The 26,334-nt window shown below is 42.3% G+C and carries 24 protein-coding genes, 1 tRNA gene, 5 pseudogenes and 4 riboswitches; of the genes and pseudogenes, 14 read left to right on the forward strand and 16 right to left on the reverse strand.

The features are described from left to right. Positions 1–67: 67 nt before the first annotated feature. The 4 genes from BN1067_RS12540 (at position 68) to BN1067_RS12555 (ending at position 5,100) form a co-directional block, all read left to right on the forward strand. Positions 68–1,531, forward strand: coding sequence for a spore germination protein (locus tag BN1067_RS12540; RefSeq protein ID WP_053219202.1), 1,464 nt, complete (start codon positions 68–70; stop codon positions 1,529–1,531). 230 nt (positions 1,532–1,761) lie between these two features. Continuing rightward, the gene (locus BN1067_RS12545) at positions 1,762–1,962 is read left to right on the forward strand and encodes a YqgQ family protein (protein WP_053219203.1); all 201 of its coding nucleotides are present in this window, start codon (positions 1,762–1,764) and stop codon (positions 1,960–1,962) included. Positions 1,963–1,974: 12 nt separating this feature from the next. Beyond that, a complete protein-coding gene (locus tag BN1067_RS12550; protein WP_053219205.1) occupies positions 1,975–2,940 on the forward strand; it encodes an ROK family glucokinase in 966 nt (321 codons plus the stop codon). A gap of 261 nt (positions 2,941–3,201) precedes the next feature. Further along, complete coding sequence (locus BN1067_RS12555; RefSeq protein WP_053219207.1) at positions 3,202–5,100, forward strand: LTA synthase family protein; 1,899 nt, start codon at positions 3,202–3,204, stop codon at positions 5,098–5,100. A 369-nt stretch (positions 5,101–5,469) separates the two neighbouring features. On the opposite strand, the pseudogene BN1067_RS20210 reads toward BN1067_RS12555, so the two are convergent. Beyond that, positions 5,470–5,781 (reverse strand): annotated as a pseudogene (locus BN1067_RS20210) (IS5/IS1182 family transposase); the annotation flags it as partial. A gap of 116 nt (positions 5,782–5,897) precedes the next feature. On the opposite strand from BN1067_RS20210, the gene BN1067_RS12565 reads away from it, so the two are divergent. After that, positions 5,898–6,569: an LTA synthase family protein gene (locus tag BN1067_RS12565; RefSeq protein WP_053219209.1), complete on the forward strand. Its 672-nt coding sequence runs from the start codon at positions 5,898–5,900 to the stop codon at positions 6,567–6,569. Between the two features lie 369 nt (positions 6,570–6,938). Here the strand turns inward: BN1067_RS12565 and BN1067_RS12575 are convergent. After that, positions 6,939–7,250 (reverse strand): annotated as a pseudogene (locus tag BN1067_RS12575) (IS5/IS1182 family transposase); the annotation flags it as partial. 241 nt (positions 7,251–7,491) lie between these two features. Beyond that, positions 7,492–7,656, reverse strand: coding sequence for a DUF2759 domain-containing protein (locus tag BN1067_RS12580; protein WP_110943479.1), 165 nt, complete (start codon positions 7,654–7,656; stop codon positions 7,492–7,494). Between the two features lie 154 nt (positions 7,657–7,810). Here BN1067_RS12580 and BN1067_RS12585 point away from each other — a divergent pair, with 154 nt between their 5' ends. Beyond that, entirely contained in the window at positions 7,811–8,431 is a 621-nt protein-coding gene (locus BN1067_RS12585) for an MBL fold metallo-hydrolase (RefSeq protein ID WP_053219212.1), read from the forward strand. A 55-nt stretch (positions 8,432–8,486) separates the two neighbouring features. On the opposite strand, the gene BN1067_RS12590 is transcribed toward BN1067_RS12585, so the two are convergent. From BN1067_RS12590 to comGA, 9 genes are all read right to left on the reverse strand, one after another. Then, positions 8,487–8,729 carry a DUF2626 domain-containing protein gene (locus tag BN1067_RS12590; protein ID WP_053219213.1) on the reverse strand — a complete coding sequence of 81 codons (243 nt, stop codon included), beginning with the start codon at positions 8,727–8,729 and terminating at the stop codon, positions 8,487–8,489. 123 nt (positions 8,730–8,852) lie between these two features. Further along, positions 8,853–8,924 (reverse strand) — tRNA-Gln (locus tag BN1067_RS12595). A 128-nt stretch (positions 8,925–9,052) separates the two neighbouring features. Continuing rightward, complete coding sequence (locus tag BN1067_RS12600) at positions 9,053–9,379, reverse strand: hypothetical protein (RefSeq protein WP_053219214.1); 327 nt, start codon at positions 9,377–9,379, stop codon at positions 9,053–9,055. A 40-nt stretch (positions 9,380–9,419) separates the two neighbouring features. Then, the gene (locus BN1067_RS12605) at positions 9,420–9,866 is read right to left on the reverse strand and encodes a competence type IV pilus minor pilin ComGF (RefSeq protein ID WP_110943480.1); all 447 of its coding nucleotides are present in this window, start codon (positions 9,864–9,866) and stop codon (positions 9,420–9,422) included. After that, complete coding sequence (locus BN1067_RS12610) at positions 9,811–10,161, reverse strand: type II secretion system protein (RefSeq protein WP_053219216.1); 351 nt, start codon at positions 10,159–10,161, stop codon at positions 9,811–9,813. The genes BN1067_RS12605 and BN1067_RS12610 overlap by 56 nt, the downstream gene beginning before the upstream one ends. Continuing rightward, positions 10,148–10,585, reverse strand: a complete 438-nt coding sequence (gene comGD / locus BN1067_RS12615; protein ID WP_053219217.1) for a competence type IV pilus minor pilin ComGD — start codon at positions 10,583–10,585, stop codon at positions 10,148–10,150. The genes BN1067_RS12610 and comGD overlap by 14 nt, the downstream gene beginning before the upstream one ends. Beyond that, the gene (gene comGC / locus BN1067_RS12620) at positions 10,582–10,887 is read right to left on the reverse strand and encodes a competence type IV pilus major pilin ComGC (RefSeq protein ID WP_053219218.1); all 306 of its coding nucleotides are present in this window, start codon (positions 10,885–10,887) and stop codon (positions 10,582–10,584) included. Before comGC ends, comGD begins: the two co-directional genes overlap by 4 nt. A gap of 14 nt (positions 10,888–10,901) precedes the next feature. Beyond that, a complete protein-coding gene (comGB, locus tag BN1067_RS12625) occupies positions 10,902–11,963 on the reverse strand; it encodes a competence type IV pilus assembly protein ComGB (protein ID WP_053219219.1) in 1,062 nt (353 codons plus the stop codon). Continuing rightward, positions 11,923–12,948 (reverse strand): competence type IV pilus ATPase ComGA, encoded by a 1,026-nt coding sequence (comGA, locus tag BN1067_RS12630; protein ID WP_053219220.1) that lies wholly within the window; start codon positions 12,946–12,948, stop codon positions 11,923–11,925. Before comGA ends, comGB begins: the two co-directional genes overlap by 41 nt. Before the next feature lie 105 nt (positions 12,949–13,053). Here comGA and BN1067_RS12635 point away from each other — a divergent pair, with 105 nt between their 5' ends. Then, entirely contained in the window at positions 13,054–13,569 is a 516-nt protein-coding gene (locus BN1067_RS12635) for a shikimate kinase (RefSeq protein WP_053219221.1), read from the forward strand. Positions 13,570–13,592: 23 nt separating this feature from the next. Beyond that, entirely contained in the window at positions 13,593–13,769 is a 177-nt protein-coding gene (locus BN1067_RS12640; protein WP_110943481.1) for a YqzE family protein, read from the forward strand. A 37-nt stretch (positions 13,770–13,806) separates the two neighbouring features. Here BN1067_RS12640 and BN1067_RS12645 read toward each other — a convergent pair whose 3' ends face one another. Together BN1067_RS12645 and BN1067_RS12650 are read right to left on the reverse strand one after the other, a co-directional pair. Further along, entirely contained in the window at positions 13,807–14,619 is an 813-nt protein-coding gene (locus BN1067_RS12645; protein WP_053219222.1) for a YqhG family protein, read from the reverse strand. After that, the gene (locus BN1067_RS12650) at positions 14,597–16,273 is read right to left on the reverse strand and encodes a DEAD/DEAH box helicase (RefSeq protein WP_053219223.1); all 1,677 of its coding nucleotides are present in this window, start codon (positions 16,271–16,273) and stop codon (positions 14,597–14,599) included. Before BN1067_RS12650 ends, BN1067_RS12645 begins: the two co-directional genes overlap by 23 nt. Positions 16,274–16,434: 161 nt before the next feature. Then, a riboswitch (glycine riboswitch) is annotated at positions 16,435–16,525 on the forward strand. Between the two features lie 3 nt (positions 16,526–16,528). Then, positions 16,529–16,609: riboswitch (glycine riboswitch) on the forward strand. A gap of 112 nt (positions 16,610–16,721) precedes the next feature. Here BN1067_RS12650 and BN1067_RS20215 point away from each other — a divergent pair. Continuing rightward, a pseudogene (locus tag BN1067_RS20215) lies at positions 16,722–16,860 on the forward strand (glycine cleavage system aminomethyltransferase GcvT); the annotation flags it as partial. 5 nt (positions 16,861–16,865) lie between these two features. On the opposite strand, the pseudogene BN1067_RS12655 reads toward BN1067_RS20215, so the two are convergent. Then, positions 16,866–17,681: pseudogene (locus BN1067_RS12655) on the reverse strand (DEAD/DEAH box helicase); the annotation flags it as partial. 161 nt (positions 17,682–17,842) lie between these two features. Continuing rightward, positions 17,843–17,933, forward strand: a riboswitch (glycine riboswitch). Positions 17,934–17,936: 3 nt separating this feature from the next. Then, positions 17,937–18,017, forward strand: a riboswitch (glycine riboswitch). A gap of 112 nt (positions 18,018–18,129) precedes the next feature. Between BN1067_RS12655 and gcvT the strand changes: the two are divergent. Genes gcvT through gcvPB form a run of 3 tightly spaced genes read left to right on the forward strand, consistent with a single transcriptional unit; the run spans position 18,130 to position 22,054 of the window. Next, positions 18,130–19,233 (forward strand): glycine cleavage system aminomethyltransferase GcvT, encoded by a 1,104-nt coding sequence (gene gcvT, locus BN1067_RS12660; RefSeq protein WP_110943483.1) that lies wholly within the window; start codon positions 18,130–18,132, stop codon positions 19,231–19,233. Positions 19,234–19,257: 24 nt separating this feature from the next. Next, on the forward strand, positions 19,258–20,604 hold the full coding sequence (gcvPA, locus tag BN1067_RS12665; RefSeq protein ID WP_053219225.1) for an aminomethyl-transferring glycine dehydrogenase subunit GcvPA: 1,347 nt from the start codon (positions 19,258–19,260) through the stop codon (positions 20,602–20,604). After that, on the forward strand, positions 20,597–22,054 hold the full coding sequence (gene gcvPB / locus BN1067_RS12670; RefSeq protein WP_053219226.1) for an aminomethyl-transferring glycine dehydrogenase subunit GcvPB: 1,458 nt from the start codon (positions 20,597–20,599) through the stop codon (positions 22,052–22,054). Before gcvPA ends, gcvPB begins: the two co-directional genes overlap by 8 nt. A gap of 58 nt (positions 22,055–22,112) precedes the next feature. Here gcvPB and BN1067_RS12675 read toward each other — a convergent pair whose 3' ends face one another. Further along, positions 22,113–22,508 (reverse strand): rhodanese-like domain-containing protein, encoded by a 396-nt coding sequence (locus BN1067_RS12675; protein ID WP_407701369.1) that lies wholly within the window; start codon positions 22,506–22,508, stop codon positions 22,113–22,115. Between the two features lie 449 nt (positions 22,509–22,957). Here BN1067_RS12675 and BN1067_RS12680 point away from each other — a divergent pair, with 449 nt between their 5' ends. Next, positions 22,958–25,525 (forward strand): vitamin B12-dependent ribonucleotide reductase, encoded by a 2,568-nt coding sequence (locus tag BN1067_RS12680; RefSeq protein WP_053219228.1) that lies wholly within the window; start codon positions 22,958–22,960, stop codon positions 25,523–25,525. A gap of 346 nt (positions 25,526–25,871) precedes the next feature. Continuing rightward, a pseudogene (locus BN1067_RS20725) lies at positions 25,872–26,144 on the forward strand (transposase); the annotation flags it as partial. Between the last annotated feature and the right edge of the window lie 190 nt (positions 26,145–26,334).

The raw sequence follows: 26,334 nt of genomic DNA on the forward strand, positions 1-26,334 counted from the left end.
TTCTGTATGGTTCCATCCAAATCGGTACAAGCTAAGCCTATTAAAGCTAACCAATTAGGATGAGAGCATGGAAAAAGAAACGAAGAAGATACCAGTACATGAAAACTTGGAAAAAAATGTTGCATATATGCGGGAACGTCTCGGAGTTGATAAAAGCTTTGATGTCATCCATATGGATTTAGAGTATGCCGGCAAGAAAATGGCTTTGTTTATGGTTGACGGTTTTGTTAAAGATGATATTCTTCACTTGTTGATGAAGCTTTTATCCAGGCTCGAGCCAAGTCAGTTGGAGCCAGACCCGCTGGAGAAGTTACTGAAAACCCACTTGCCGTACATTGAATTGGATAAATCAGACGATTTGAATGAAACGGTTGATACAGTGCTTGCTGGACCTACAGCATTGTTGGTGGAAGGTATCCGTTATGCCATTATTATCGATGCACGTACTTATCCTGTAAGAAGTCCGGAAGAACCAGATTTGGAAAGAGTGGTACGGGGGTCCCGTGATGGTTATGTAGAAACGATTGTTTTCAACACTGCTTTAACAAGAAGGAGAATCAGGGACCGATCACTGCGTATGGAGTACCTAAGCATAGGCAGAAGATCCAAAACAGACGTTTGTCTGTGCTACTTGGAAGATGTTGCCGACAAATCGAGAGTGGAAACACTAAAAAAGCATTTAAAGAAGATTGATACGGACGGCTTGCCGATGGCAGAAAAGACGATTGAGGAATATCTATGCGGAAGGCATTGGAATCCCTACCCGACAATCCGTTATACCGAACGTCCGGATACAGCCGCAGCCCATATTTATGAAGGGCATATTCTGATTATTATCGACGGGTCGCCAAGTGTGATGATCACGCCGGCAACCTTCTGGCATCATTTACAGCATGCCGAAGAATATCGGCAGAAACCATTAGTGGGGGCTTACTTGCGGATGGTTCGCTTTATTGCAGTGATAGCCTCCATTTTTATTCTTCCCTTGTACTATTTGCTTTCTACCATACCGGAACTGCTGCCGAATGCCCTGGCATTTATCGGGCCAAATGAGGATGGAAGCATCCCCATTCTCATTCAATTTTTAATTGCGGAAGCAGGTATAGACATGCTTAGAATGGCCGCCATTCATACCCCTACGGCACTGGCGACTGCACTTGGATTAGTTGCTGCTATCTTAATCGGCCAAGTCGCGGTTGAAGTGGGCCTGTTTTCTTATGAAGTAGTCCTGTACCTTTCTGTAGCTGCAATTGGAACTTTTGCAACGCCCAGCTATGAGCTGAGTTTAGCTAATCGGATTTTCCGGATCGTTTTACTTGTCGTCACAGCACTATTCGGGGTGAAGGGGTATGTAGTGGGAATAACAATATGGATTTTTTATTTGGTAAGAATGGACTCCTTCCGAATTGGTTATTTGTGGCCATTTTTCCCGTTTTCCGCGCGACCATTGCGCGATATTGTACTTCGCTCACCGATCCCATTGAAAAATAGACGTCCGACATTTTTAAATCCGCAGGATCCAGACAGATAAAGATCTATGGAAAAAGCTTGCAGGGGGAACCCGTTTTCCGCAAGCTTTTTTCTTTGCTTCAGGAACATCTAAAAAATGGTATCGATCTTCGTTTTATTGAAGTCTAGACCGGTAAATCGGTTTTTAGTCATAAACCCGACCGCGAATTATTTTATTGCATACACTGACAATTAGTGGTTAATCATTCCCAACCAGATAAAACATTGGTATAATGGTTGTTGGTGATTTTTATGAGAACGATTTATGATATTCAACAATTTTTAAAAAAATTTGGCACTTTCATATATTTGGGGGATAGAATGGCAGACCTCGATATGATGGAAGACGAAGTAAGGGAATTATACAAGGCACAATGTATGGAAACAAAAGATTTCCAGCTGGCCATTCTGCTGCTTAAACAGGAGAAACAGAAGCTGGGGGAAAGACAATAAGGGGGAAGGACTATGGCGGAAAAATATGCTGTCGGCGTTGATATAGGCGGTACCACCGTGAAACTGGCCATTATTAAAGAAACCGGCGACATTATTGAAAAATGGGAAATCAAAACAAACCTTGAGGACAACGGAGCATCCATCCCGGGAGATATTTGGAAATCTGTATCCCGAAAGCTGGAAACACATGGTCTTCGTTCTTCCGAGTTGCTGGGAATCGGCGCCGGCGCCCCCGGATTTGTTGATAAGTCCACAGGTGATGTAGCTGTGGCAGTCAATATTGGCTGGAAAGATTTTGCACTTGCTGATAAGCTGGAGCAGCTGTCTGGTTTGCCAGCAGTAGTAGATAATGATGCGAATATTGCGGCACTAGGTGAGAACTGGCTTGGGGCTGGCAATCAGGCTGAAAATTTAATTGCTGTCACGATTGGTACCGGTGTAGGCGGTGGGATTATTGCCAACGGTAAGGTGATAAGCGGTGTAAACGGGACGGCAGGAGAAATCGGCCATATCACAGTCGAAACAGATGGAGCACCTTGCAACTGCGGCCGGAATGGTTGTTTGGAAACAGTTGCTTCGGCTACCGGAATAGTCAGGCAAGCAAACCAGTCTGTCGAATCCGGCCACAAAACCGTATTGACAACGCTTTTTGAAAAGAATGGAAAAATCAGTGCGAAAGATGTATTCGAATCAGCGGCAGCAGGCGATCGCATCTCCTCAAGGATTATTGAGCGAGTGACGGATGTGTTGGGTCTGGCTATTGCCAATGCCGCAACCGTGGTGAATCCATCGAAGATTGTAATCGGAGGAGGGGTTTCTGATGCAGGGGAACAGCTTCTCATTCCGCTTAGGAAAGCTTTTGATAAATATGCCCTGCCCCGGATCAGTGATGGTGCTGAATTTGTAAAGGCTAAGCTAGGAAATGATGCGGGTGTTATTGGTGCAGCTTATTTAGTTAAACAGAACGGGAAAGCATAAATGCTTCCTCCGCTGCCAAAAAAATAAGCCTTAAGAGGGTTTATTTTTTTGGCAATGTCTATTAGAATATAGAAATATTAAAAAGACGTAAATTTTTTCGTTAAACATGAAACTTTTTTAACGGAAGGCTCGTCTTATAATTAGTGTTTATCTTTTCCTGTAGGTGGAATATATTTTAATAATGTAAAGAGGATGTAAATTCCCTAAAAAATTACCAAACTATGAAAATAGAGCTTATTGTTTTGTTAGGAGGAAGAAAGCATGTCTAAAAAACTGTTTAATATACCGTTGTACATTATTGCAACTGTACTATTTGGTTTAAAGACGTATATTGTTTATCGATTTATCTTTGAAATTTCGCTGGATAACGTCATGCAAGAATTTATTCTATTTGTGAACCCTTTTGCCTCGGCATTTTTGGTATTTGCGCTGAGCGTTTGGTTCAAAGATAGAAGACAAATGAAGTTTTTGCGCTACGCTGCGCTGATCGGATCCCTGGTCATTTACTTCAACTTGATTTTTTACCGGAATTTCACCGACTTTATCACCATTCCTGTACTATTCCAAGGAAGCAATGCCGCGGATTTAGGATCCAGTATTCTATCACTTGTCCATATTCCGGATTTACTATTGTTCCTTGATGTAGCCATCATCTGGGTGCTAAGCAGAAAATATCCATCCGTAGTATCGGCAGGCTACCATAAGCGCGGTAAAACACTTGCATTGAGTGTCTCGCTTTTATTCTTGCTGTTCAACTACACATTAGCAGAAATTGAACGGCCTCAGTTGTTGCAGCGTACATTTGACCGGGAATACCTGGTAAAAAATATCGGTTTGTTCAACTATCATATTTATGATGCAGTGTTGCAATCCAAGACAAAAGCACAGCGAGTATTTGCTGATGGTAATGAGATGCCTGAAATCACTGAATATGTTGATGAGCAAGTCCAACCGGATGAGAAATCGGATATGTTTGGCGCTGCAAAAGGCAAAAACGTGATCTTTATTTCCTTGGAGTCTGTCCAGAGTTTTGTCATCAATAATAAAGTCAATGGGGAAGAAATCACACCTTTCCTTAATGATTTGATTGATGAGAGTTACTACTTTGAAAACTTCTACCACCAGACCGAACAAGGTAAAACATCTGATTCAGAATTCCTGATTGAAAACTCTTTGTATCCTCTATCCAGAGGAGCGGTATTCTTTACGCATGGTCAGAATGAATACCATGCTTCACCAGAAATTTTAGGGGAAAACGGTTATTTCACCTCTGTTTTCCATTCAAACAACAAAAGTTTCTGGAACCGTGATGTCATGTATGACAGCCTTGGGTATGATAAATTTTTTGATGTCGATTCCTATGAAGTGACGGAAGAAAACTCCATCGGCTGGGGATTAAAAGACAAACCGTTCTTTGAACAGTCTATGAAATATTTGCAATCGCAGAAACAGCCGTTTTATTCCAAGTTCATTACGTTAACCAATCATTATCCTTTTGACTTGGATGAGGAAGACGCATCGATCGATCAATATGATTCGAATTCGAAGACGCTTAATCAATACTTCCCAACAGTACGTTACACGGATGAAGCAGTCGAACAATTCTTTAAAGACTTGAAAGAATCCGGTTTGTATGAAGACTCAATAATCGTGCTAATGGGTGACCACTATGGCATTAGTGAATTCCATAATAAAGCCATGAGTCAATATTTAGGAAAAGAAATCACGCCATATGAACACATTCAATTACAGCGTGTACCGTTCTTTATTCACATTCCTGGCCAAAAAGGCGGCGTCATCTCTGACATTGCCGGTCAAATCGATGTGAAGCCGACTATCTTAAGCTTACTTGGTATTGAAAGTGAAGATGATATTAGATTCGGTACAGACTTGTTTTCCAAAGATCGGAAAGAATTCATTGCCCTGCGTAATGGCGACTTTGTTAGTGATGATTATATCTATACGAAAGGTCAATGTTATGATCGCAAGAGCGGTGAAGTGCTCGAAACAGAACCTACTGGTCTGGATCAAGAGCAGAAGGATGGTAATGAGGGTCTTTGCCAGCCAGTAAAAGAAAAGGTCGAGAAAGAATTATCTTATTCTGATAAACTTATCTATGGAGACTTATTCCGTTTCTATGACTTCAATAACGGTGAGTAAGAAAAAAAGCATTCCCGATATAACGGGAATGCTTTTTTTGCTTTCTTTCAGGAGAGTCACAGTCGTTGGTGTATGGCATGAAAAATCTCCCCATCACATTTGGCAGAGTATTAAAAATCCCCCGTCCTAAAAGAGTGGCCACTGAAAAAGTCCTTTCTAATCCAGAAGAGATTTTAAAGTTTGTTGTTGATTCTTACAAATCGCTTATCGATGGATGCTTACTGCGGGCACGGCCTCAGCTAACTTGGTCAAGAAGATCACTTGACCAAGTGGATCTTCGGCTCGCGCTGTTCCCGCAGGCGTCACCACCGAACGTTCATCGTGGAATCAACAGAGGGTAAACGAAAAACGAGCTTTGGTTCCTTCTCAAATGACTTCGACAAGACGTTCCGAATAGTCCAGCTCAGCTTCAAGCGTATCTTCGGTTGGTTTCTCAGGAAATTTTTTCTTCATGGATCCATCGATAGAATAAATCATTTTACGGACGTTCTTGGAACGGCTACGCAATACTTCTTGAGGGGATGTTTGATTGTATCGAGCCTTGGTGTGTGTCGCATCAAGGATGAGAGACTTCTATTGAATCACGCCTTTCTCAAGAGCGATCTCTACGGTTTTTCCCATCAGGAGATCTAAAAGGTTGATGTCTTTCAGACGTTTACGACGGAAGTAAGCTAATAAGCTGGGATAAATGTCCTTCGGGTCTCGAAGGCATGCGCATGCAAGGTGCGATGGCGATTTTCACAGCTAAATGTAAAACGAATCGTTAAACTAATGAAGGAATAGAGGGCACAAATCACTTGAAATTAGATAAAAAGCGGTCTGTATGGAAATCAAATTCCATACAGACCGCTTTTTTTNCGCTTAATCAATACTTCCCAACAGTACGTTACACGGATGAAGCAGTCGAACAATTCTTTAAAGACTTGAAAGAATCCGGTTTGTATGAAGACTCAATAATCGTGCTAATGGGTGACCACTATGGCATTAGTGAATTCCATAATAAAGCCATGAGTCAATATTTAGGAAAAGAAATCACGCCATATGAACACATTCAATTACAGCGTGTACCGTTCTTTATTCACATTCCTGGCCAAAAAGGCGGCGTCATCTCTGACATTGCCGGTCAAATCGATGTGAAGCCGACTATCTTAAGCTTACTTGGTATTGAAAGTGAAGATGATATTAGATTCGGTACAGACTTGTTTTCCAAAGATCGGAAAGAATTCATTGCCCTGCGTAATGGCGACTTTGTTAGTGATGATTATATCTATACGAAAGGTCAATGTTATGATCGCAAGAGCGGTGAAGTGCTCGAAACAGAACCTACTGGTCTGGATCAAGAGCAGAAGGATGGTAATGAGGGTCTTTGCCAGCCAGTAAAAGAAAAGGTCGAGAAAGAATTATCTTATTCTGATAAACTTATCTATGGAGACTTATTCCGTTTCTATGACTTCAATAACGGTGAGTAAGAAAAAAAGCATTCCCGATATAACGGGAATGCTTTTTTTGCTTTCTTTCAGGAGAGTCACAGTCGTTGGTGTATGGCATGAAAAATCTCCCCATCACATTTGGCAGAGTATTAAAAATCCCCCGTCCTAAAAGAGTGGCCACTGAAAAAGTCCTTTCTAATCCAGAAGAGATTTTAAAGTTTGTTGTTGATTCTTACAAATCGCTTATCGATGGATGCTTACTGCGGGCACGGCCTCAGCTAACTTGGTCAAGAAGATCACTTGACCAAGTGGATCTTCGGCTCGCGCTGTTCCCGCAGGCGTCACCACCGAACGTTCATCGTGGAATCAACAGAGGGTAAACGAAAAACGAGCTTTGGTTCCTTCTCAAATGACTTCGACAAGACGTTCCGAATAGTCCAGCTCAGCTTCAAGCGTATCTTCGGTTGGTTTCTCAGGAAATTTTTTCTTCATGGATCCATCGATAGAATAAATCATTTTACGGACGTTCTTGGAACGGCTACGCAATACTTCTTGAGGGGATGTTTGATTGTATCGAGCCTTGGTGTGTGTCGCATCAAGGATGAGAGACTTCGATTGAATCACGCCTTTCTCAAGAGCGATCTCTACGGTTTTTCCCATCAGGAGATCTAAAAGGTTGATGTCTTTCAGACGTTTACGACGGAAGTAAGCTAATAAGCTGGGATAAATGTCCTTCGGGTCTCGAAGGCATGCGCATGCAAGGTGCGATGGCGATTTTCACAGCTAAATGTAAAACGAATCGTTAAACTAATGAAGGAATAGAGGGCACAAATCACTTGAAATTAGATAAAAAGCGGTCTGTATGGAAATCAAATTCCATACAGACCGCTTTTTTTAAAATTCTACTTTTTAAAGACCTTCAGTTTTTCAGTGGCCTCCTAAAAGACAGGGGGATTTTTGATTATTGGAACAGCTCGGCCCAAATAGTCATAACGGAAAACCATCCAAACACTAAAGTGGATAATCCAGCAAATGCAACAGCAAACATATTTTTAGCTTTCAATTCACGTAAAACAGCAATAGCGCATAAAATAGCTACAATCAATAACAGGATTGCCAAAACCACTATCGATAACCTCCTTGAATTCCTGAAGCCGGTGCCAGGAACAATCAATATTAATATGTAGTAGATATAATCTCTTCATACATTCTAAAACAAATTAAATGATTTGTCGAGATATACACAGACGTTTTATACTGTTTTTAGAAGGAGTGGTGACATGAAGATAGAGAAAATGCCGCTTGGCCCATTAGGCACCAATTGCTACCTAATCATCAAGGAACGCGAGGCTTTGGTCATAGATCCGGGAGGGGATGGAGATATACTGATTAATCGCCTGAAAGAATCAGGTGTAAAACCAATTGCTGTATTGCTTACGCACGCCCATTTCGACCATATTGGAGCGGTGGATGAAATACGGAAAACATATCAGGTTCCCGTGTATTTACATAAGGCGGAAGCTGATTGGCTTTCAAATCCTAATTTAAATGGATCGGCGTTATTCCGTCTGGAGCCGATATCTGCAGATCCTGCAGATGAATATGTGGATGGCGGTGAAATGAAAATCGGACATTTCTCGTTTGAAGTACTGGAAACTCCAGGGCATTCACCAGGCGGGGTAGCATATCTTTTTTCAAAAGAAAAGTGGGTGATCTCAGGAGATTCGTTATTTCAACGGGGAATAGGACGAACCGACTTGCCTGGCGGAGATTTTGATGTGCTGCTGCATACGATTAAACATACATTATTCAGCTTGCCTGATGACTATATCGTTTATCCGGGTCATGGGCCGGAGACACGGATAGGAGAAGAAAAAGTCCACAACCAGTTTGTAAGCTGAACTTTGAAAAGCAAAAAGCTCTGGACCTTTGGAAAAGGCTCAGAGCTTTCAGTTTTTAGTGCCCAAATCCGGGAACGAGTATGAAGTTGGTATAATAGGTAAAACCGATAAAGAACAGGGTGCAATAGCCACCGAATAAGTACATGTACATGCGTTCAGAAAGCTTCAAATAGCTTACAGCAATAAAAAACACTGTCTGAGCCAGGAACAATATAGCGAGGCTGTCCATATCACCTATAAAAAACATGACAGTGAAAATACCCGTCCAAAAAGCAAGAACGCGATACATTCTATCCATACTTTTCCCCTCCTTTTCAAGGTTATGTATCATGGTTATTATAAACGAGTATGACAAGATTGTAAAACAATCTTATCACTCCTATTCTTGAAGGGAAGAATGTTCTCCAAAGAAAACAACAAACTGGGCTAGCTGGATTCGAACCAGCGAATCACGGGATCAAAACCCGATGCCTTACCGCTTGGCTATAGCCCATTGTTTGTACATGGATAGCATGGCTGATAGCGTTATGTTATATACATTTTATTTTAAACTTTTCTCTTCAGATAGTTCATATGGCCATCTATGATCTTCATAAACATTCAGGACAAATAGAGCCTTTTTTAATTGCTGTTTTGCTGCAGTTTGACCAATTTGTTGACTAGTGTTCCATTGTCGGTCTGAATGGTAAAAATGGCAGTGAGAATACCATCTGTCAAGTTTTCACAATGAATAGTAGTCTCTCCGTAAGGAAAATCGTATTTCCATGTTTTTTCCGGGCAAGCGATTATTATTTCTTGTTGTTCTGTATAGAATTGTTCTTCTCCCATCTGTAAAAGGGTATCCACTTTAAGCTGTTCATGAAACTGGCTTGTCACGTGCTGGTGATTATGGAGAAGCGCCACTGCGCTTATTAGCGTCGTGAGAACAAATACAGATATGAACACCATATACGGAAAGATGAAACCACGTTGACTGGTTCTTCTTTGTTTAAGGGTTTCTAATTGTTTTTTGATATTGTTCTCCTCCCTCCATTACCACTGTAATCCGGGCTCCATAAGGCAGCCTGTTTACCGAAAAATCGGATACCTCACGCAGTAATATTTCATGTCCTTCACCAGATACTTGGCGTCTGATCAATTTTCCATATTGGCTTACCGTGATAACGTCACCGGGGATTGATACAAATTGTAAAGTATCTCCTTCTGCTTGCATTTCAATAGCTTGGTCTGCTTCATCGCGCAAAAATTGAAAGGTAAGCATTACTGCTTGTTCCTTGTAATGATTGGTGTTGTTAATCGACTGATAAAACATTCCGATAAAAGGAAGAACCATTAATAAAATGGCTAAGCTTAGTAAAAGCGAGACAAAAGTAAATCCTCTATTTTTTAGCAGGATAACCGTAAAGACAAACTTCATCGATTTCTTTTTTTGCATTCTTCCATTTTGCACATCCTTCGATCAAATTAGTTTCTTTAACAAAATGAAAATCGATTTTCCTTCCTTTAATGATAACGTGATAATTTTTTTGTTCTGGGTTCTCCAACTGGTCTCCGTATGACATTTCCAGCAAGTCTTCGTGAAGTTGAGATAAAACTTGTCTTTTCAATGTTAAGGTGTGATCTTCTATTTTTATGAAATATATGCTTGGGAGGATGGTGACGGAGACCATTAGAAATATTGAAAAAGCGGCCATTGCTTCCAATGTGGAGAAACCTTTACAATTCCTCATAATAGTGCCGTCCCTTTCCGAAAGGAAATACCACTTTGTACCGCTTTCTTCCTGTATCTATAACCATTGTCCCAGGCTGTTTAATCGTCCCCTTCAAATTAAAGGAAATCGGCATTTTGAGCGTTCGCAGTTCGATTTTCCAGCTTTCCGGTATTTTTCTTGAGACAAGTATTTTGGCAGTCCCGCCTGTTCGAATTGAGTACTTGTGGGCTTCCGGGTCAATGTATAGAGTATAACGCTCGGAGGAAAGCATGGATTTCTGTTGTAGAAAGAGGAGATCACTTTCGAATAACTGGAAAAAGTCATTCCTTTCCTGCTTTTCTAGAAGCTGAAGAGGAAACATGACTCCTAAAGCCATGAGGAAAGCGGTAATACTCAAAACAAACATAACCTCAATAAAAGTAAAGCCGGCATTCCTGCTCATGGTGAAACAATTACAATCTCACCGGAAGAGGAGAGTTGGATTTGTTTTGCCCCGTTGGCACATGTATCCGTTTTTAAGTAACCCTCATCCAGTAATTGCGCAATGGAATCCGGATCTGTGCCGTGGTCCAAGACATAAGCTTGAACTTGGCCGGAAGCCATTTCTGCTAGAGCGGAGCACCCCTTTGTCTGGACCTCTTCGTTTTTGTCTGCAAGATTTGGCAAAATCAAAATCAAAAGAATAGAAATAATCGTTAATACGACCAACATTTCAATTAATGTAAACCCTTTTTCGTTATACATAACAATCTCCTTTTTTATATGGAATTAATCAGTTGAAACATCGGCAACATAATCGACAAATAAACAAAAATAATCAAGCCCGCCAGCAGGAAGAATACCAAGGGTTGAACCCAGGAAATAACCTTCTTCCATTTATCCTCCATGCTTTCTGTCAAAAAGTCGGAATAAATCAATAAATCGTGTTCCAATTCCTTGGCGTTGGCATTTTTTAAAAAAATCCGGGTTAGCTCTGCTTCGAAAAGGGGGAGGTTTGGAAGGACTGTGGTAATATGGATTCCACGATTCAAGTTTTCCATAACGACAGCTGCATAGTGGGCCAGTATTCGATGGTGTTTTTGCTCCTTCATGATGAGTAGGGCGTCTTTCATCGGCACTGTATTTTTCAATAAAGCTCCCAAGTGCATGGAAAACAAAAATGTTGTTTGCATTCGTTTAAAGCCGTGGAGGAAGGGTGTTTTTTGTAAAATCCTTATTAGGAGCTCAATGGAAAGCCTGTCTCTTGCCACAAGCCATATGGGGACGACAAGGATGCCTGTGACCAGTAAACATGTAAACAGAGTAAATAAAAAGTTGACGAATAGGACGGAATAGGTTGTCATTGCCGGTGTGCTTCCTGAGGCAGAATGAATCAACTGTGCGAACGCAGGGTAAACGGCCGTCTTGATAAAATAAAGCAAAACGGCAAAAATGCCAAGCAAGAGGAAAGGGTATCGTGCTGTTTTTTGGAATTGATGATACTGGTTCAATTGGCTTTCCATGGTTTGGGAACACTGACGGAGCATGGATTCTAAATCACCGTTTTTCCTGGCAAAATACAAGTGAGAAATGATATTCTGTTGGAAATGTGCTTGTTCGAAAGCCTTATCGATACTTTGTCCATCCGCCAGAGAATTGGAGATAGTACGGGAAGCTGTTTTTAGTTTTGGATCCCATTCTAGAAACTGAAGGGAATCCAATAAAGAGTAGCCGCTTTTGATGAGACGACTGAGACGTTGCAGCAGTAAAAGCTGGTCTTTGGCAGATAGTGTATTTCTGTTAAAAATCGGGATGGATAACTTTTTTGTCAGCAAAACCATAGGCGTAGGCTTTCCTCCTTAATCGCGAAAAAGTTGGAAAAGAAGGGGAGAGATATGGGTTATAACCGCTAATGGACTCGCTTAGTCGTTTTTTATCTAATAATTCAAGCACAGCAGCACGACCGACATTCGCTCCGGGCAAATAGATGGGTATTAATTGGAGAGCACATACCCCAAGTAATACTTGTTGAAGGTCGCTCCTGTTGATTTCCATATCGAGCAGCCGTTTGATGGTTCCGTAGGCATCTATTGCATGGAGAGTGGAAAGAACGAGATGACCAGTGTAAGCTGCCTGGACAGCAATCCGGGCTGTTTTCTCATCGCGGATTTCCCCAAGCATCAAAATATCCGGGTCATGCCTTAATACTGCTTTTAATCCCGTTTGATAGCTTAATCCTGCTTTCTCATTTACTTGGACCTGGATAACTTGGTTTAATTCTTTCTCAATTGGATCTTCGAGCGTGATAACTTGTGGGGAAAAACGATCAAGCAAGGATTGAAGCAAGGCATATAGGGTAGTGGTTTTCCCGCTTCCAGTGGGTCCTGTGAACAGGATGATTCCTGCTCTAGCTGCAATCATGTTTTTGAGTTTTGCCAACTGAAAAGGAAATAAACACAAGTGGTCAAGAGAAGGCGTTTCCGTTTGAGGAAGAATTCGGATGGCTAAACTTTCCGAATCTTTCACGGGGAGTGTCGACAAGCGAAGGGAGTAGGCCTGGCCCCTGCCACTTGTATAAGGTATCGTACCATTTTGCGGCTTGCGCACTTCTCCGATATCCATTCCTGATGTAAACTTATAGAAACTGAGTATTTGTTGATATTGTCTAAACGGTACATCTTTGAAAAGTTTCCTTTTACCATGGATTCGAAAAAAAATATCGGTTCGGTGGGAAGAGGGGAGGAAGTGGATGTCGGTGACATCCTGGGAAATGGCAGATTTGATCAGCTTTTCGGAGAACGTGACGGCGAGGGTCACTTCTATCATCACCTCACTTTTAATTGGGATAAAGAATTATTCGACGAATTTCGTTTTTATCCTGCAACGAATTGAAAAAAATATCATGAAAGTTAGACTAGGGGGAGTGGAACGATGAAAGCAGTATATCTTATCGGATTTATGGGAAGCGGTAAAACGAGCATTTCCCAGTTGTTGGCCGAAAAATTGATGGTGCAGGGCTTGGACACGGATCGGGAGATTGAACAAAAAGCCCGGCAGACAATCCCTGAAATTTTTGAACAACAAGGAGAAGCAGCGTTCCGTGAGCAGGAAACAGCAATATTAACAAACATGCCTGTATCGGATGCAGTCATTGCAACCGGTGGAGGTATTGTCGAATCTTCCTGGAATAGAAACTGGCTGAAGGAAAATGTTTATGTGGTCTATTTACACGCTTCTTTTGAAGAAATCGACCGCAGGTTAGGTGTGGATCCATCCCGGCCACTATGGAATAAACACGACAAATCAGCTTTATATGAGCATCGTTTGGAGAAGTACCGACAGACTGCTCACAGCATTGTGAAAACGGATGGGAAAAGCCCCGAACAGGTTGCCGAGGAAATATACCAGCTTATAATTAACAATAAAACGGTTATGCTAGGTATATAACAAAACAACGAGGTGAAAATGAGGTGTCCGGAAACGATTACGTAAAATTCATGACCCAGGAAATCGTTAAGTACATGGATACACCGCATGCAGACAGGAAGAAGCAAAAGCATCGTAAAAGAGAACAGAATGAGGTTTCGGATCACTGGCTAGGATTACTGCCATTTGCTTTCCGGCTGCTCATGAAAAAGAAAAAGTAACAGGCCGCATCTCCACGGTCTGTTACTTTTTACTGTTTTAAGGGTATGTGCTAATTCTGGCAGAACTCTCTTGGGTTAGGTAAAAGAGACCGCCATTGACCATATCGATGGAAATCCGTGGCCGGAAGCGGCTTTCGATTTCCTTTAACGCCTGCTGTAACTCGCGTTGTTTTTCCTCATCAGCTTTTTCGCCCGTATAGAAGTGTTCAAGCAATTTCCCCTCCGCATATAAATGATCCCAGGATTCTTTCGCCCATGTGTAATCCTTTGTCCGAAGATAATCCTGCACATAACGAATCAAACGCTGATAGGCGCTCTTGTTATGGATGAGCGGGGAGATCGTATAGCAATAATCGGGAATCACCGGCTGTAAGCGTATTTCGGTGAGCTTCTCCATCATCGGACTGACCATTGTTCCGTTAATCAATTGTAATCCATAGGACAACAGTTCATCCTTTTTATGTTTTCCTTGATAGCTTACTTTGATATTCAACAGCAGCCAAGGAATTAGTGGTTGCCGTTCCATTGCCATGGTTTGTTCGTATTGCCTGGTCATTTTCCCTTGACTGGCCAATGTACGGAAAATTTGATGCAGTCTTGGACTGCCAAAATGCAGCCATTCCCCTTGCTCGTTTTGTCTATCCGGATTTGTAATAAACGTTATTTTCATGGGCTGGCCCTGCTGGCCAATCTGTTTGATATAATGCCAGTAAAATGGTCGGTTCATAATCAGTTCGTCCATTTTATCTGTCAGTTGAATCGTTACTTTTCCGTTTTCATTTTCCAGTAATTCGCATTGATTGGCAAGGAAGTATTCCGTGATAAAGTTATGAAGATTCTCGATTGCCATTCCAGTCCTCCTCTCTCTGTAATTCCTCTTGCCTCAAGGAAATTACAGAAGAAAGATTATCCAGTTTGATTTTTGCTTCTCCTTCTGATTCTGATTCCATGAAAATCGCCTGAATTTCCTTTTCGACATCCTTGATGTCCAGTTCTGCAAGAATGTCATCGAGATTGCCTACCACTCGTTCAAATAAATGAATTTTTTCATACAACAAATTCAAAACATGTTCTTCCATGGTATCGCGAATAGCAAAATTGAAAATATTCACATCGTGCTCCTGGCCGAACCGGTGTATTCTGCCGATCCGTTGTTCCAGGCGCATTGGATTCCACGGCAGGTCATAATTGATCATGTTGTTGCAAAACTGAAGGTTGATGCCTTCTCCACCGGCTTCGGTGGCTATCAGAACTTGCGCGTGATTTTGGAATAATTGCCGCATCCAATCCTTTTTGCCCCGTTTGAAACCTCCTCGATATGGTACAGAGGAGATTCCGTGTTGTTGAAGATACCATTGCAAGTATAACTGTGTTGCTCTATATTCTGTAAAAATGATGAATTTCTCATCCTTTGACTTACCGATTAGTTCGACGACTTTGTCGGCTTTCGCATGGTGTGGAAGACCTTCGATGACGTTAAGAAATTCCTGATACTCCGCCCGGTTGGCAATTTGTTTTTCCTGCTGTAGCATTTTTTTGATAGACAGATAGCAGGCTTCTCGGGAGGAACATAGCTCTCTCGTCAGGGTGATGGAAGAAAACGTATCGGCGGTGGTGGTAATTGTTGTCAACTGGTTGTAGGCTTGTTGTTCAGCCTCGCTAAAGGTTATCCAGACAGTCTGGACTTTTCGATCGGTCCAGTCGACTTTTGTATCCTGTCGTCGGTTGCGAACCATCACTTTTTGAATAAGTTGTTTAAGATGTTCATCGTTAAATAAATGGTTGCGATCTTTTCCATAGGTGGCAGTGAAGTCTTCGTAATTTCCCAAATGACCTGGCTTTAAGATTGAAACAAGGTTGAAAATATCGCTAAGTTTGTTTTGTACAGGTGTTGCAGTCAGGAGCAGACAATATTTTTTCTTTAAGGCGCGGACGAACTCATAGTTTTTGGTTTTATGGTTTTTTAGTTTATGAGCTTCGTCAATCAGGACAAAATCGTATTCCTGCTCGAGGATGATGTCCCGATGAGGCTCTCGCTTGGCAGTATCGATCGAACTGACAATAATGCTATTCTGATCCCATACTGGTCGTTTTCCTTGTGAAACCGCAGGTATGTAAAATTTCTGGGTCAGTTCGAGCACCCACTGGTTAACAAGGGATGCTGGCACCAGAATCAAGGCTTTTTTAACCAATCCTCTGATCATATATTCTTTTAATATCAATCCAGCTTCAATCGTTTTTCCCAAGCCGACTTCATCTGCCAACAACCCTCTTCCGTTCATCTCTTCGACGATCTGCCTGGCGCAGTCGAGTTGATGTGGTAAAAATTCCATATGCGGCAGGTGTTTTGGAGCAGTCAGTCCAGTAAATTCTGGTGTCAGTGTCGTTTGTGCTGCCTGGTAGGACATTTGAAATAATTCCCAGGAAGAAAACGGACCATCCTGTTGTAAAGCGGCTTCAAATTCTTCGATGAAAGCAGTATCATTGTTTAACTGAATATTCATCCCGCTTCCCCTTTCAAAAATATTAAAAAATCTTCCCCTATCAACGAATCGCTGTGGTATAATGATGCTGAATTTAAAAAAGTGTAAACATTATGACATAATGATCTCGTTGTCAGCTTCATGCTTTATTATGTCCGAATACATTCAAATTAATATAGCGAATGAATATAAGGGGAGAGACTATCCGTTGAGATAGCGCCGAAGGAGCAAACAATATGTGAATCTCTCAGGCAAAAAGACTCTTATAGGACGCGGCTCTGGAGAGTGTTTACACAGGTAAACCACCAAAGAAGCAAGCCGATGGCTCGGCGAAACTTTCTGGTGAAAAGGACAGAGATTTTCCTTGATAGGAGAATCTCTGTCCTTTTATGTTGTTTCCTGCTTCTTTCCCTTGGAGGGAAGGACGATTGAGGAAACGATGGGATATTATTTAGAAGGAGTTGATAGAATGGCAGAATTAAAAAGAACCCCTTTATATCCGGAATACGAAAAAAACGGTGCAAAAACCGTCGATTTCGGCGGCTGGGAAATGCCGGTACAATATACCGGAATTATCAAGGAACATGAAGCTACGAGAACGGCTGCAGNCTTTTCGATCGGTCCAGTCGACTTTTGTATCCTGTCGTCGGTTGCGAACCATCACTTTTTGAATAAGTTGTTTAAGATGTTCATCGTTAAATAAATGGTTGCGATCTTTTCCATAGGTGGCAGTGAAGTCTTCGTAATTTCCCAAATGACCTGGCTTTAAGATTGAAACAAGGTTGAAAATATCGCTAAGTTTGTTTTGTACAGGTGTTGCAGTCAGGAGCAGACAATATTTTTTCTTTAAGGCGCGGACGAACTCATAGTTTTTGGTTTTATGGTTTTTTAGTTTATGAGCTTCGTCAATCAGGACAAAATCGTATTCCTGCTCGAGGATGATGTCCCGATGAGGCTCTCGCTTGGCAGTATCGATCGAACTGACAATAATGCTATTCTGATCCCATACTGGTCGTTTTCCTTGTGAAACCGCAGGTATGTAAAATTTCTGGGTCAGTTCGAGCACCCACTGGTTAACAAGGGATGCTGGCACCAGAATCAAGGCTTTTTTAACCAATCCTCTGATCATATATTCTTTTAATATCAATCCAGCTTCAATCGTTTTTCCCAAGCCGACTTCATCTGCCAACAACCCTCTTCCGTTCATCTCTTCGACGATCTGCCTGGCGCAGTCGAGTTGATGTGGTAAAAATTCCATATGCGGCAGGTGTTTTGGAGCAGTCAGTCCAGTAAATTCTGGTGTCAGTGTCGTTTGTGCTGCCTGGTAGGACATTTGAAATAATTCCCAGGAAGAAAACGGACCATCCTGTTGTAAAGCGGCTTCAAATTCTTCGATGAAAGCAGTATCATTGTTTAACTGAATATTCATCCCGCTTCCCCTTTCAAAAATATTAAAAAATCTTCCCCTATCAACGAATCGCTGTGGTATAATGATGCTGAATTTAAAAAAGTGTAAACATTATGACATAATGATCTCGTTGTCAGCTTCATGCTTTATTATGTCCGAATACATTCAAATTAATATAGCGAATGAATATAAGGGGAGAGACTATCCGTTGAGATAGCGCCGAAGGAGCAAACAATATGTGAATCTCTCAGGCAAAAAGACTCTTATAGGACGCGGCTCTGGAGAGTGTTTACACAGGTAAACCACCAAAGAAGCAAGCCGATGGCTCGGCGAAACTTTCTGGTGAAAAGGACAGAGATTTTCCTTGATAGGAGAATCTCTGTCCTTTTATGTTGTTTCCTGCTTCTTTCCCTTGGAGGGAAGGACGATTGAGGAAACGATGGGATATTATTTAGAAGGAGTTGATAGAATGGCAGAATTAAAAAGAACCCCTTTATATCCGGAATACGAAAAAAACGGTGCAAAAACCGTCGATTTCGGCGGCTGGGAAATGCCGGTACAATATACCGGAATTATCAAGGAACATGAAGCTACGAGAACGGCTGCAGGACTTTTTGATGTTTCCCACATGGGGGAAATTCTTGTGGAAGGCCAAGAATCCGAGGCTTTTTTGCAAAAGCTTTTAACCAACGATCTATCCAGGCTAAGCCCAAATCGTGCTCAATACACCATGATGTGTTACCCGGATGGCGGAACAGTTGATGATCTTATTGTTTATCAGCTGGCAGAATATCGGTATTTACTAGTTGTGAATGCTGCAAACAAGGAAAAGGATTATCAATGGCTGAAAGAGCATCAGCATGGGGAAGTATCCATATCCGATGTATCCGATCAGTATGTCCAATTGGCAGTTCAAGGACCGAAAGCAGAAGCGATTTTGCAAAAGCTGACGACTACAGATCTCTCTGCTATTCGTTTCTTTCGATTTGAAATGAATGTCTCATTCACTGGCATAAACGAATCAGCAATGGTGGCTCGAACAGGATATACAGGGGAAGATGGATTTGAAATATACATAGAACCAGAGGCAGGGATTCAGCTATGGCGGAGTCTGCTTGCTAATGGTGCGTCCGACGGATTGCAGCCGGTGGGCCTTGGTGCTCGCGATACGCTTCGGTTTGAAGCGAATCTTGCCCTTTACGGACAGGAACTTTCCTCCGAAATAACCCCAATCGAGGCGGGACTCGGCTTTGCAGTCAAAACGGATAAGCAGGAGGAGTTTATCGGGAAAGATGTACTGAAACAGCAAAAGGAGTCAGGGCCGCCAAGAAAATTGGTCGGTTTGGAAATGATGGATAAAGGCATTCCGCGAACAGGTTACAAAGTGTTTGCTGGAGAAGAGGAGATCGGCTTTATCACAACCGGTACGCAGTCTCCGACATTAAAGAGAAATGTCGGTCTCGGTTTAATCAAGACCGCACATGCCGTGGTGGGAGAAGAAGTAACCGTTCAGGTAAGGAAGCGGCTGTTGAAAGCAAAAATTGTGCCGACACCTTTCTATAAACGATCTTAAATACATCGCTAAGGGGGAAAAACAATGGAATTTCGCTATTTACCGATGACCGATGAAGATAAACAGGAAATGCTTCAAACGATAGGAGTCGGGTCAACAGAAGCATTATTTGCGGATGTTCCTGAAAAAGTGCGTTTTCAAGGGGAACTGAATCTGAAAAAACCGACTAACGAACAAGCACTTTTAAAGGAATTGTCGGAATTATCGAGGCAAAATGTAAACTTAAAATCGCACGTTTCTTTTTTGGGAGCTGGTGTTTATGATCATTCTATCCCATCCATCGTCGATCATGTCATCTCCCGATCCGAGTTTTATACGGCATATACCCCGTATCAGCCGGAGATTTCTCAAGGGGAACTACAGGCGATTTTTGAGTTTCAGACGATGATTTGTGAATTGACAGGAATGGATGTAGCTAATTCATCGATGTATGATGGACCAACGGCTCTTGCTGAGGCGGCTACTTTAAGTGCTTCTCAGACGAAACGCAAAAAAATCCTTGTAGCGGATACGGTACATCCGGAATCCCGGCAAGTAATTGCTTCTTATGCAAAAGGACCAGATCTGGAGGTAGTCGAAATCGGCCAAAAAGATGGCAAGGTCAATTTGGAAGCTCTAAAGGCGGAACTCGATGATCAGACAGCAGGGGTCATTGTTCAATATCCTAACTTCTTCGGACAAATTGAGCCGCTTGCCGAGCTGCAGCAATTGTTAGAAGAACAAAAAGCGATGTTCATTGTATCAAGCAATCCGTTAGCTTTGGGATACTTGACACCTCCAGCAGCATTTGGAGCAGATATCGTCGTCGGAGATACACAAGTCTTCGGAATTCCGGCTCAATATGGCGGTCCGCATTGCGGATATTTTGCAACGACCAGGAAACTGATGCGGAAGGTTCCCGGTAGATTAGTAGGCCAAACAACTGATGAAGATGGCCGGCGCGGTTTTGTTTTGACATTACAGGCAAGAGAACAGCATATCCGAAGGGATAAAGCGACCTCCAATATTTGTTCCAACCAGGCGTTGAATGCACTGGCTTCTTCTGTTGCGATGAGTGCCCTGGGGAAGCAGGGCATACGGAAAATGGCATGGCTCAATATGCAGAAGGCCCGGTATTTACGACAGCGACTTCAAGAGCAAGGAATTGAGGCTGTTTTTGCAGGTCCGTTTTTCAATGAGTTGGTCATCGATGTTCAAAAGCCCGTATCGGAAGTAAACGAACAACTGCTTACCAAGGGCTTTATCGGTGGATATGATCTGGAGCAAACGTATCCTGATCTGGCTAATCATATGTTGGTAGCAGCCACAGAAAATCGGAGCAAGGATGAAATCGATGCCTTCGTAAAAGAAATGGGGGATATTCATGGATAAGCAAGATTTTCCTTTGATATTTGAACATAGCAAGGCTGGTAGAACTGGTTACAGTCTTCCGGATTTGGAAATAGAGGAATTCGACCTGAACGATGAAATCGATCCAGTATATGTTCGTGAAGAGGCTCCGGATCTTCCGGAAGTAAGTGAATTGCAGATCATTCGCCATTATACTGCTTTATCCAAACGAAACCATGGAGTGGATTCTGGTTTTTACCCCTTAGGATCATGTACGATGAAGTATAATCCCAAGATGAACGAAGATGTTGCAAGGATGGAGGGCTTTAGCCATGTCCACCCATACCAGGATACGAAAACCGTCCAGGGAGCTTTGAACGTGATGTATGATTTACAGCAATCGCTTGCAGAGATAACTGGCATGCATCAGGTTACATTGCAGCCGGCAGCAGGAGCACAAGGAGAGTGGACCGGTTTGATGATGATCCGCGCTTTTCATGAAGCAAACGGTGATTCAAACCGCACGAAAGTGATTGTTCCTGATTCTGCACACGGAACAAACCCTGCTTCCGCTACTGTTGCAGGATTTGAAGCGGTGACGGTAAAGTCCGATGAACGTGGGACCGTCGACTTGGAGGATCTGAAAAAAGTAGTCGGTGAAGATACGGCTGCATTGATGCTCACCAACCCGAATACACTTGGTTTATTCGAGGAAAACATTGTCGAAATGGCAGAAATCGTCCATCAGGCAGGCGGAAAGCTTTATTATGACGGTGCAAACCTCAATGCCATCATGGGCTATGCTCGTCCTGGAGATATGGGGTTTGATGTGGTGCACTTAAACCTTCATAAAACCTTTACTGGCCCGCACGGTGGAGGAGGACCTGGTTCCGGACCAGTCGGTGTAAGCGAGGAAATGGCAAGATTTCTTCCTAAACCAATCCTCACGGAAGCGAACGGTGAATACTATTTTGACGAGGATCGACCCGATTCGATCGGTAGGGTGAAGCCTTACTACGGCAATTTTGGCATTAATCTGAGGGCTTACACGTATATCCGTACTATGGGCGCGGAAGGACTGAAGAAGGTTAGCGAGTATGCTGTTTTAAACGCTAATTATATGATGAGACGGCTACAGGAAGAATTTGAATTACCATATACACAGCACTGCAAGCATGAGTTCGTCCTATCTGGAAAAAGACAGAAAAAACTAGGGGTAAGAACGCTTGATATTGCAAAACGGTTGCTTGATTTTGGTTTTCATCCACCTACCATCTATTTTCCTTTAAATGTGGAAGAAGCACTGATGGTAGAACCTACGGAAACGGAATCCAAAGAAACGCTTGATGGATTTATTGATACCATGATTCAAATCGCCAATGAAGCAAAGCATCATCCAGAACTTGTACAAGAAGCACCGTACAGCACCGTCGTGAAACGGATGGATGAGACGACTGCAGCACGAAAGCCCGTTCTTCGATTCGAGAAATAATCATCTAGAAAGCGGCCTGTCCAGGAATTGGGCAAGGCCGCTTTCTCTATTTCTTTTCTTAATATTGTGGAGACTTCGATTTTTTGATTTTTCCGTTCCATTTTTTGAAGCCGCCTTGAAGCTGATTCAAATCTTTATAGCCTTTTTTATTGAGCAACATGGCCGCTCTTGCCGTTCTCGTTCCGTTTTGGCAGTACATGTAAATCGGCTGGTCTTTTCTTAATTCGGTCAAACGGTTGCGCAACTGGGAAAGTGGAATATTCCTCGCACCCAGAATATGGCCGCCGTCGAATTCTTTCGGTTCTCTGACATCGATCAATTGTGCTTTTCGGTATCCTTGACGGAATTCCTCTTCTGATAATGTTTTCAATATTTTTCTCTGCTTAAAGTATCTATATATACCAAACCCAACAATCACGATTAGCAAAATCAGCAGAATTTCTAGTTCCATCATCTCTTCCCCCATTTTCTTTAGCGTCAACCTATATTATAGGCATGTTAAACATTTTTTTCAAAGGATATTTCGTTGGAGTTTGCTTTTCCAATAGATAAGATTGTGCTAGAATCAATATTCTTAAAAAAAAAGAACCAGTATCTAAGATTATGAACCGTCTATTTGCAGGCGTACAGGGTAGTTTCCTGTTCAACAAAATTCGTCAAAAAAAGCAACTCATAAAAAAGGTGATTAAATAAAAAAATTGAGCGTTTTTCTTTTTTTATCTCGTATTTCCGGTTATATTTGCGTTTTCTCATCTTTGACAAATCGAATGAACTTTGTTCAAAATCACCATATATAGTATGTTTTAAAATTTCCAACACAATATATTGTTTTATTTCTCGAAGATGTGGTAAATTGATAACTAGAGTGAAATGTTTCTAAAGGGAAGAAGGAGCGGTGATATTATGAAAACCATCACAGAAGTAAACAGGCAGATTGATGTCGAACAGTTAAATGAGGACATAGCTTTATTTGAGCAGGTACATCCAATCACCCCTGATATGAAAATCACCCATAAAGGTGTATCACGCTTAGTGATGTTGGACAGGTATGCATTCAAAGACACCGAGAAAGCCACACTGAAACCAGGAGATTTTGTCGTACTGACGGTAAAAGCGGATCCTAAGTTTCCGGCAAGGGGATATGGCTTTATCAAATCGATCGATTGGCAGGCCCAACGCGCTGACATCCAGGTAGACAAAGACTTTTTGGCTGTGCTGGATGACCAGGAAGAAGCAGCTGCTGGAGTCGTCAACAGATCCTTGGATGTAATCGATAAACCATTGGAAATTTATTATGAACAAATTGCCAAGCGAAATGCTACCGGGCTTGCAAAAGTGGAAACAACAGAGGAAAAGCAACAGGAAGCCTTTGAACGCTTTTACCATGAATTATCCAATATGCATTTTATCCCTGCAGGCCGAGTATTATATGGAGCTGGAGCAGAAACCGACGTTACTTACTTCAACTGTTATGTTATGCCGTATATTCAGGACTCGCGAGAAGGAATTTCCGATCATCGTAAGCAAGTCATGGAAATTATGAGCAGAGGTGGAGGCGTTGGTACGAATGGTTCTACGCTTAGGCCGCGTAATACCCTTGCACGGGGAGTAAATGGTAAATCCTCTGGTTCTGTATCCTGGCTTGACGATATTGCCAAGTTGACGCATTTAGTCGAACAAGGTGGTTCCCGACGAGGAGCACAAATGATTATGCTTGCCGACTGGCATCCAGATATCATCGAGTTTATTATTTCTAAAATGCAAAACCCGAGAATCCTCCGATTCTTGATTGAAAATACAGAGGACGAGCAGATTAAAAGGCTGGCTCAGGAGAAACTGAAATTCACACCGCTGACACCGACAGAAATCGATCTTTATCAAGGAATTGTCAACTACAAAAACATGCCTGGATTGGGCGGTTTTACCGAAAGTGCGATCAAAGAAGCTGAAGAAAAACTAAACACTGGCGGTACATACAGTGTGCATAATCCGGAGTTCTTGACGGGTGCAAACATTTCTGTCTGCTTGACGAAGGAATTTATGGAAGCTGTCGAAAATGATGCGGATTATGAACTCAGATTTCCGAATGTAGAAAATTACACACCAGAAGAAATGCAGGCTTACAACGAAACTTGGCACGAAATCGGGGATGTCCGCCGTTGGGAAGAAAAAGGCTATGGCGTCCGGGTGTATCGCAAGATGAAGGCGAAAGAATTGTGGAACCTGATTAACATTTGTGCAACCTATTCTGCAGAGCCGGGTATTTTCTTTATCGATAATGCGAATGACATGACCAATGCCAAAGCATACGGCCAGCAAGTTGTTGCCACCAATCCGTGTGGAGAACAGCCGCTTGCACCTTATTCTGTTTGTAACCTTGCTGCAGTGAACCTTGCTTCCGTAGCCGATAAGGACAATAAACAGGTTGATTTTGAAAAGCTGAAGGAGATTGTCCGGACCGGTGTAAGAATGCAGGATAACGTCATTGATGCTACGCCATACTTCCTTGAAGAAAATAAAAAACAGGCATTAGGGGAAAGACGTGTTGGCCTGGGCGTGATGGGTCTTCATGATTTGTTGATTTATACGGAAACCGAATATGGTTCGACAGAAGGCAATCAGCTGGTCGACAAAATTTTCGAAGCAATTGCGACAACTGCTTATCGTGAGTCGATTGAATTGGCGAAAGAAAAAGGAAGTTTCCCGTTTTTGATTGGGGAAACGGAAGAGGAAACACAGGAATTGCGTGAACGGTTTGTCCAAACTGGCTATGTGAAAAAAATGCCTGAAGACATCCGTCAAGGAATTTTGGAACACGGCATCCGAAATTCGCACCTGTTGACAGTAGCACCGACAGGAAGTACGGGTACCATGGTTGGTGTTTCTACCGGACTTGAGCCATACTTCTCCTTCTCATATTTCCGGAGCGGGCGTTTAGGTAAATTTATTGAGGTAAAAGCAGATATTGTACAAGAATATCTGGACGAGCATCCGGAACAAGATGCAGACAGCTTGCCTAACTGGTTTGTTACTGCTATGGAGCTTTCTCCAGAAGCTCATGCAGATACGCAGTGTGTAATTCAGAGATGGGTTGATAGTTCGATTTCCAAGACTGTTAATGCACCGAAAGGATACTCAGTTGAACAAGTGGAAAGTGTGTACCGCAGACTTTATAAAGGGGGAGCCAAGGGCGGAACTGTCTATGTAGACGGAAGCCGTGACACCCAGGTGCTTTCCTTGAAAGCGGAAGAAAACGACTTTGACGAGGGAGACAACCAGCAGGAAGAACCAGCAGACAACAAGCCTCATGTCGTCTTGATGGATACCATCCATGAATTGGAAAAGACCGACGTGACGATTGGTTCGGAAGTCGGTGATACCTGCCCTGTCTGCCGTAAGGGGACAGTTGAGGACATTGGCGGATGTAACACTTGTACGAATTGCAATGCACAGCTGAAATGTGGACTATAAGGAAACGAAGAAAGGCATATTGTGGTTTTGAAGTAAAGCCATACCGTTTATAAAAAAAGATGCACTGTTATACCCCTTTGGATAAAATTATCTAAAGGGGGTGTTTTTTATGTCAAAAAGACCTAAAATTGATAAGTAGATTAAAGCGCTCTATACAGAATGTGGTGGTGTCCCCTGTTGTGATGGGTGTTCCTGCAGTGTGCAAAAAAATACACTCATTCTCTCTCTTTGACTGGGGATTAAAGATAAACAAGTAGATGTATGGAATATAGAGGAAGAAGGAGCGCCTTAAGAGTAGAGCTTTACACAAGACAAAGGCAACAAAAGTGCCCGTTCTGTAAAGAGAAAACAATGGTTTAAGACAAGTGATGAGAAGACAGCCGGAAAAGGGCTGGAAGAATGTTTAAACGGATGCGTGCTTCAAACATAGAGGCATTTCGCCGTGTAAGAAAAACGTTCATGCGTTGGAAACAAGAGATTTTACAGTCGTTCATGTATCCATTTCATAATGGGTATATCGAGGGAATAAACAATACGATAAAGGTTTTAAAACGAGATTCACGTTGAACGATTAAAGCATAAAATTTTATGGCAGCAAGCGGTTAAAAAGGCCCTGTAGAGCGAAATAGTTTAGCAGAGGAAATAAGCGAGACTCGTGCGGAAAAACAGGCGGACGAGACCCCACAGCGGGCTTTGCGAGGAGGCTCGGGCGTTCGTCCGCGGAAAGCGAGTTTATTTCCTCTGCGGTCTGAGTAAAATAGCTGTTTTTAGAATGAGCCTTTCGATAAAGAGAGGGTGGAAGAAAAATC

It is taken from the genome of Virgibacillus senegalensis (genome assembly GCF_000821245.2).
In the GTDB taxonomy this organism is placed as follows: domain Bacteria; phylum Bacillota; class Bacilli; order Bacillales; family Amphibacillaceae; genus Sediminibacillus; species Sediminibacillus senegalensis.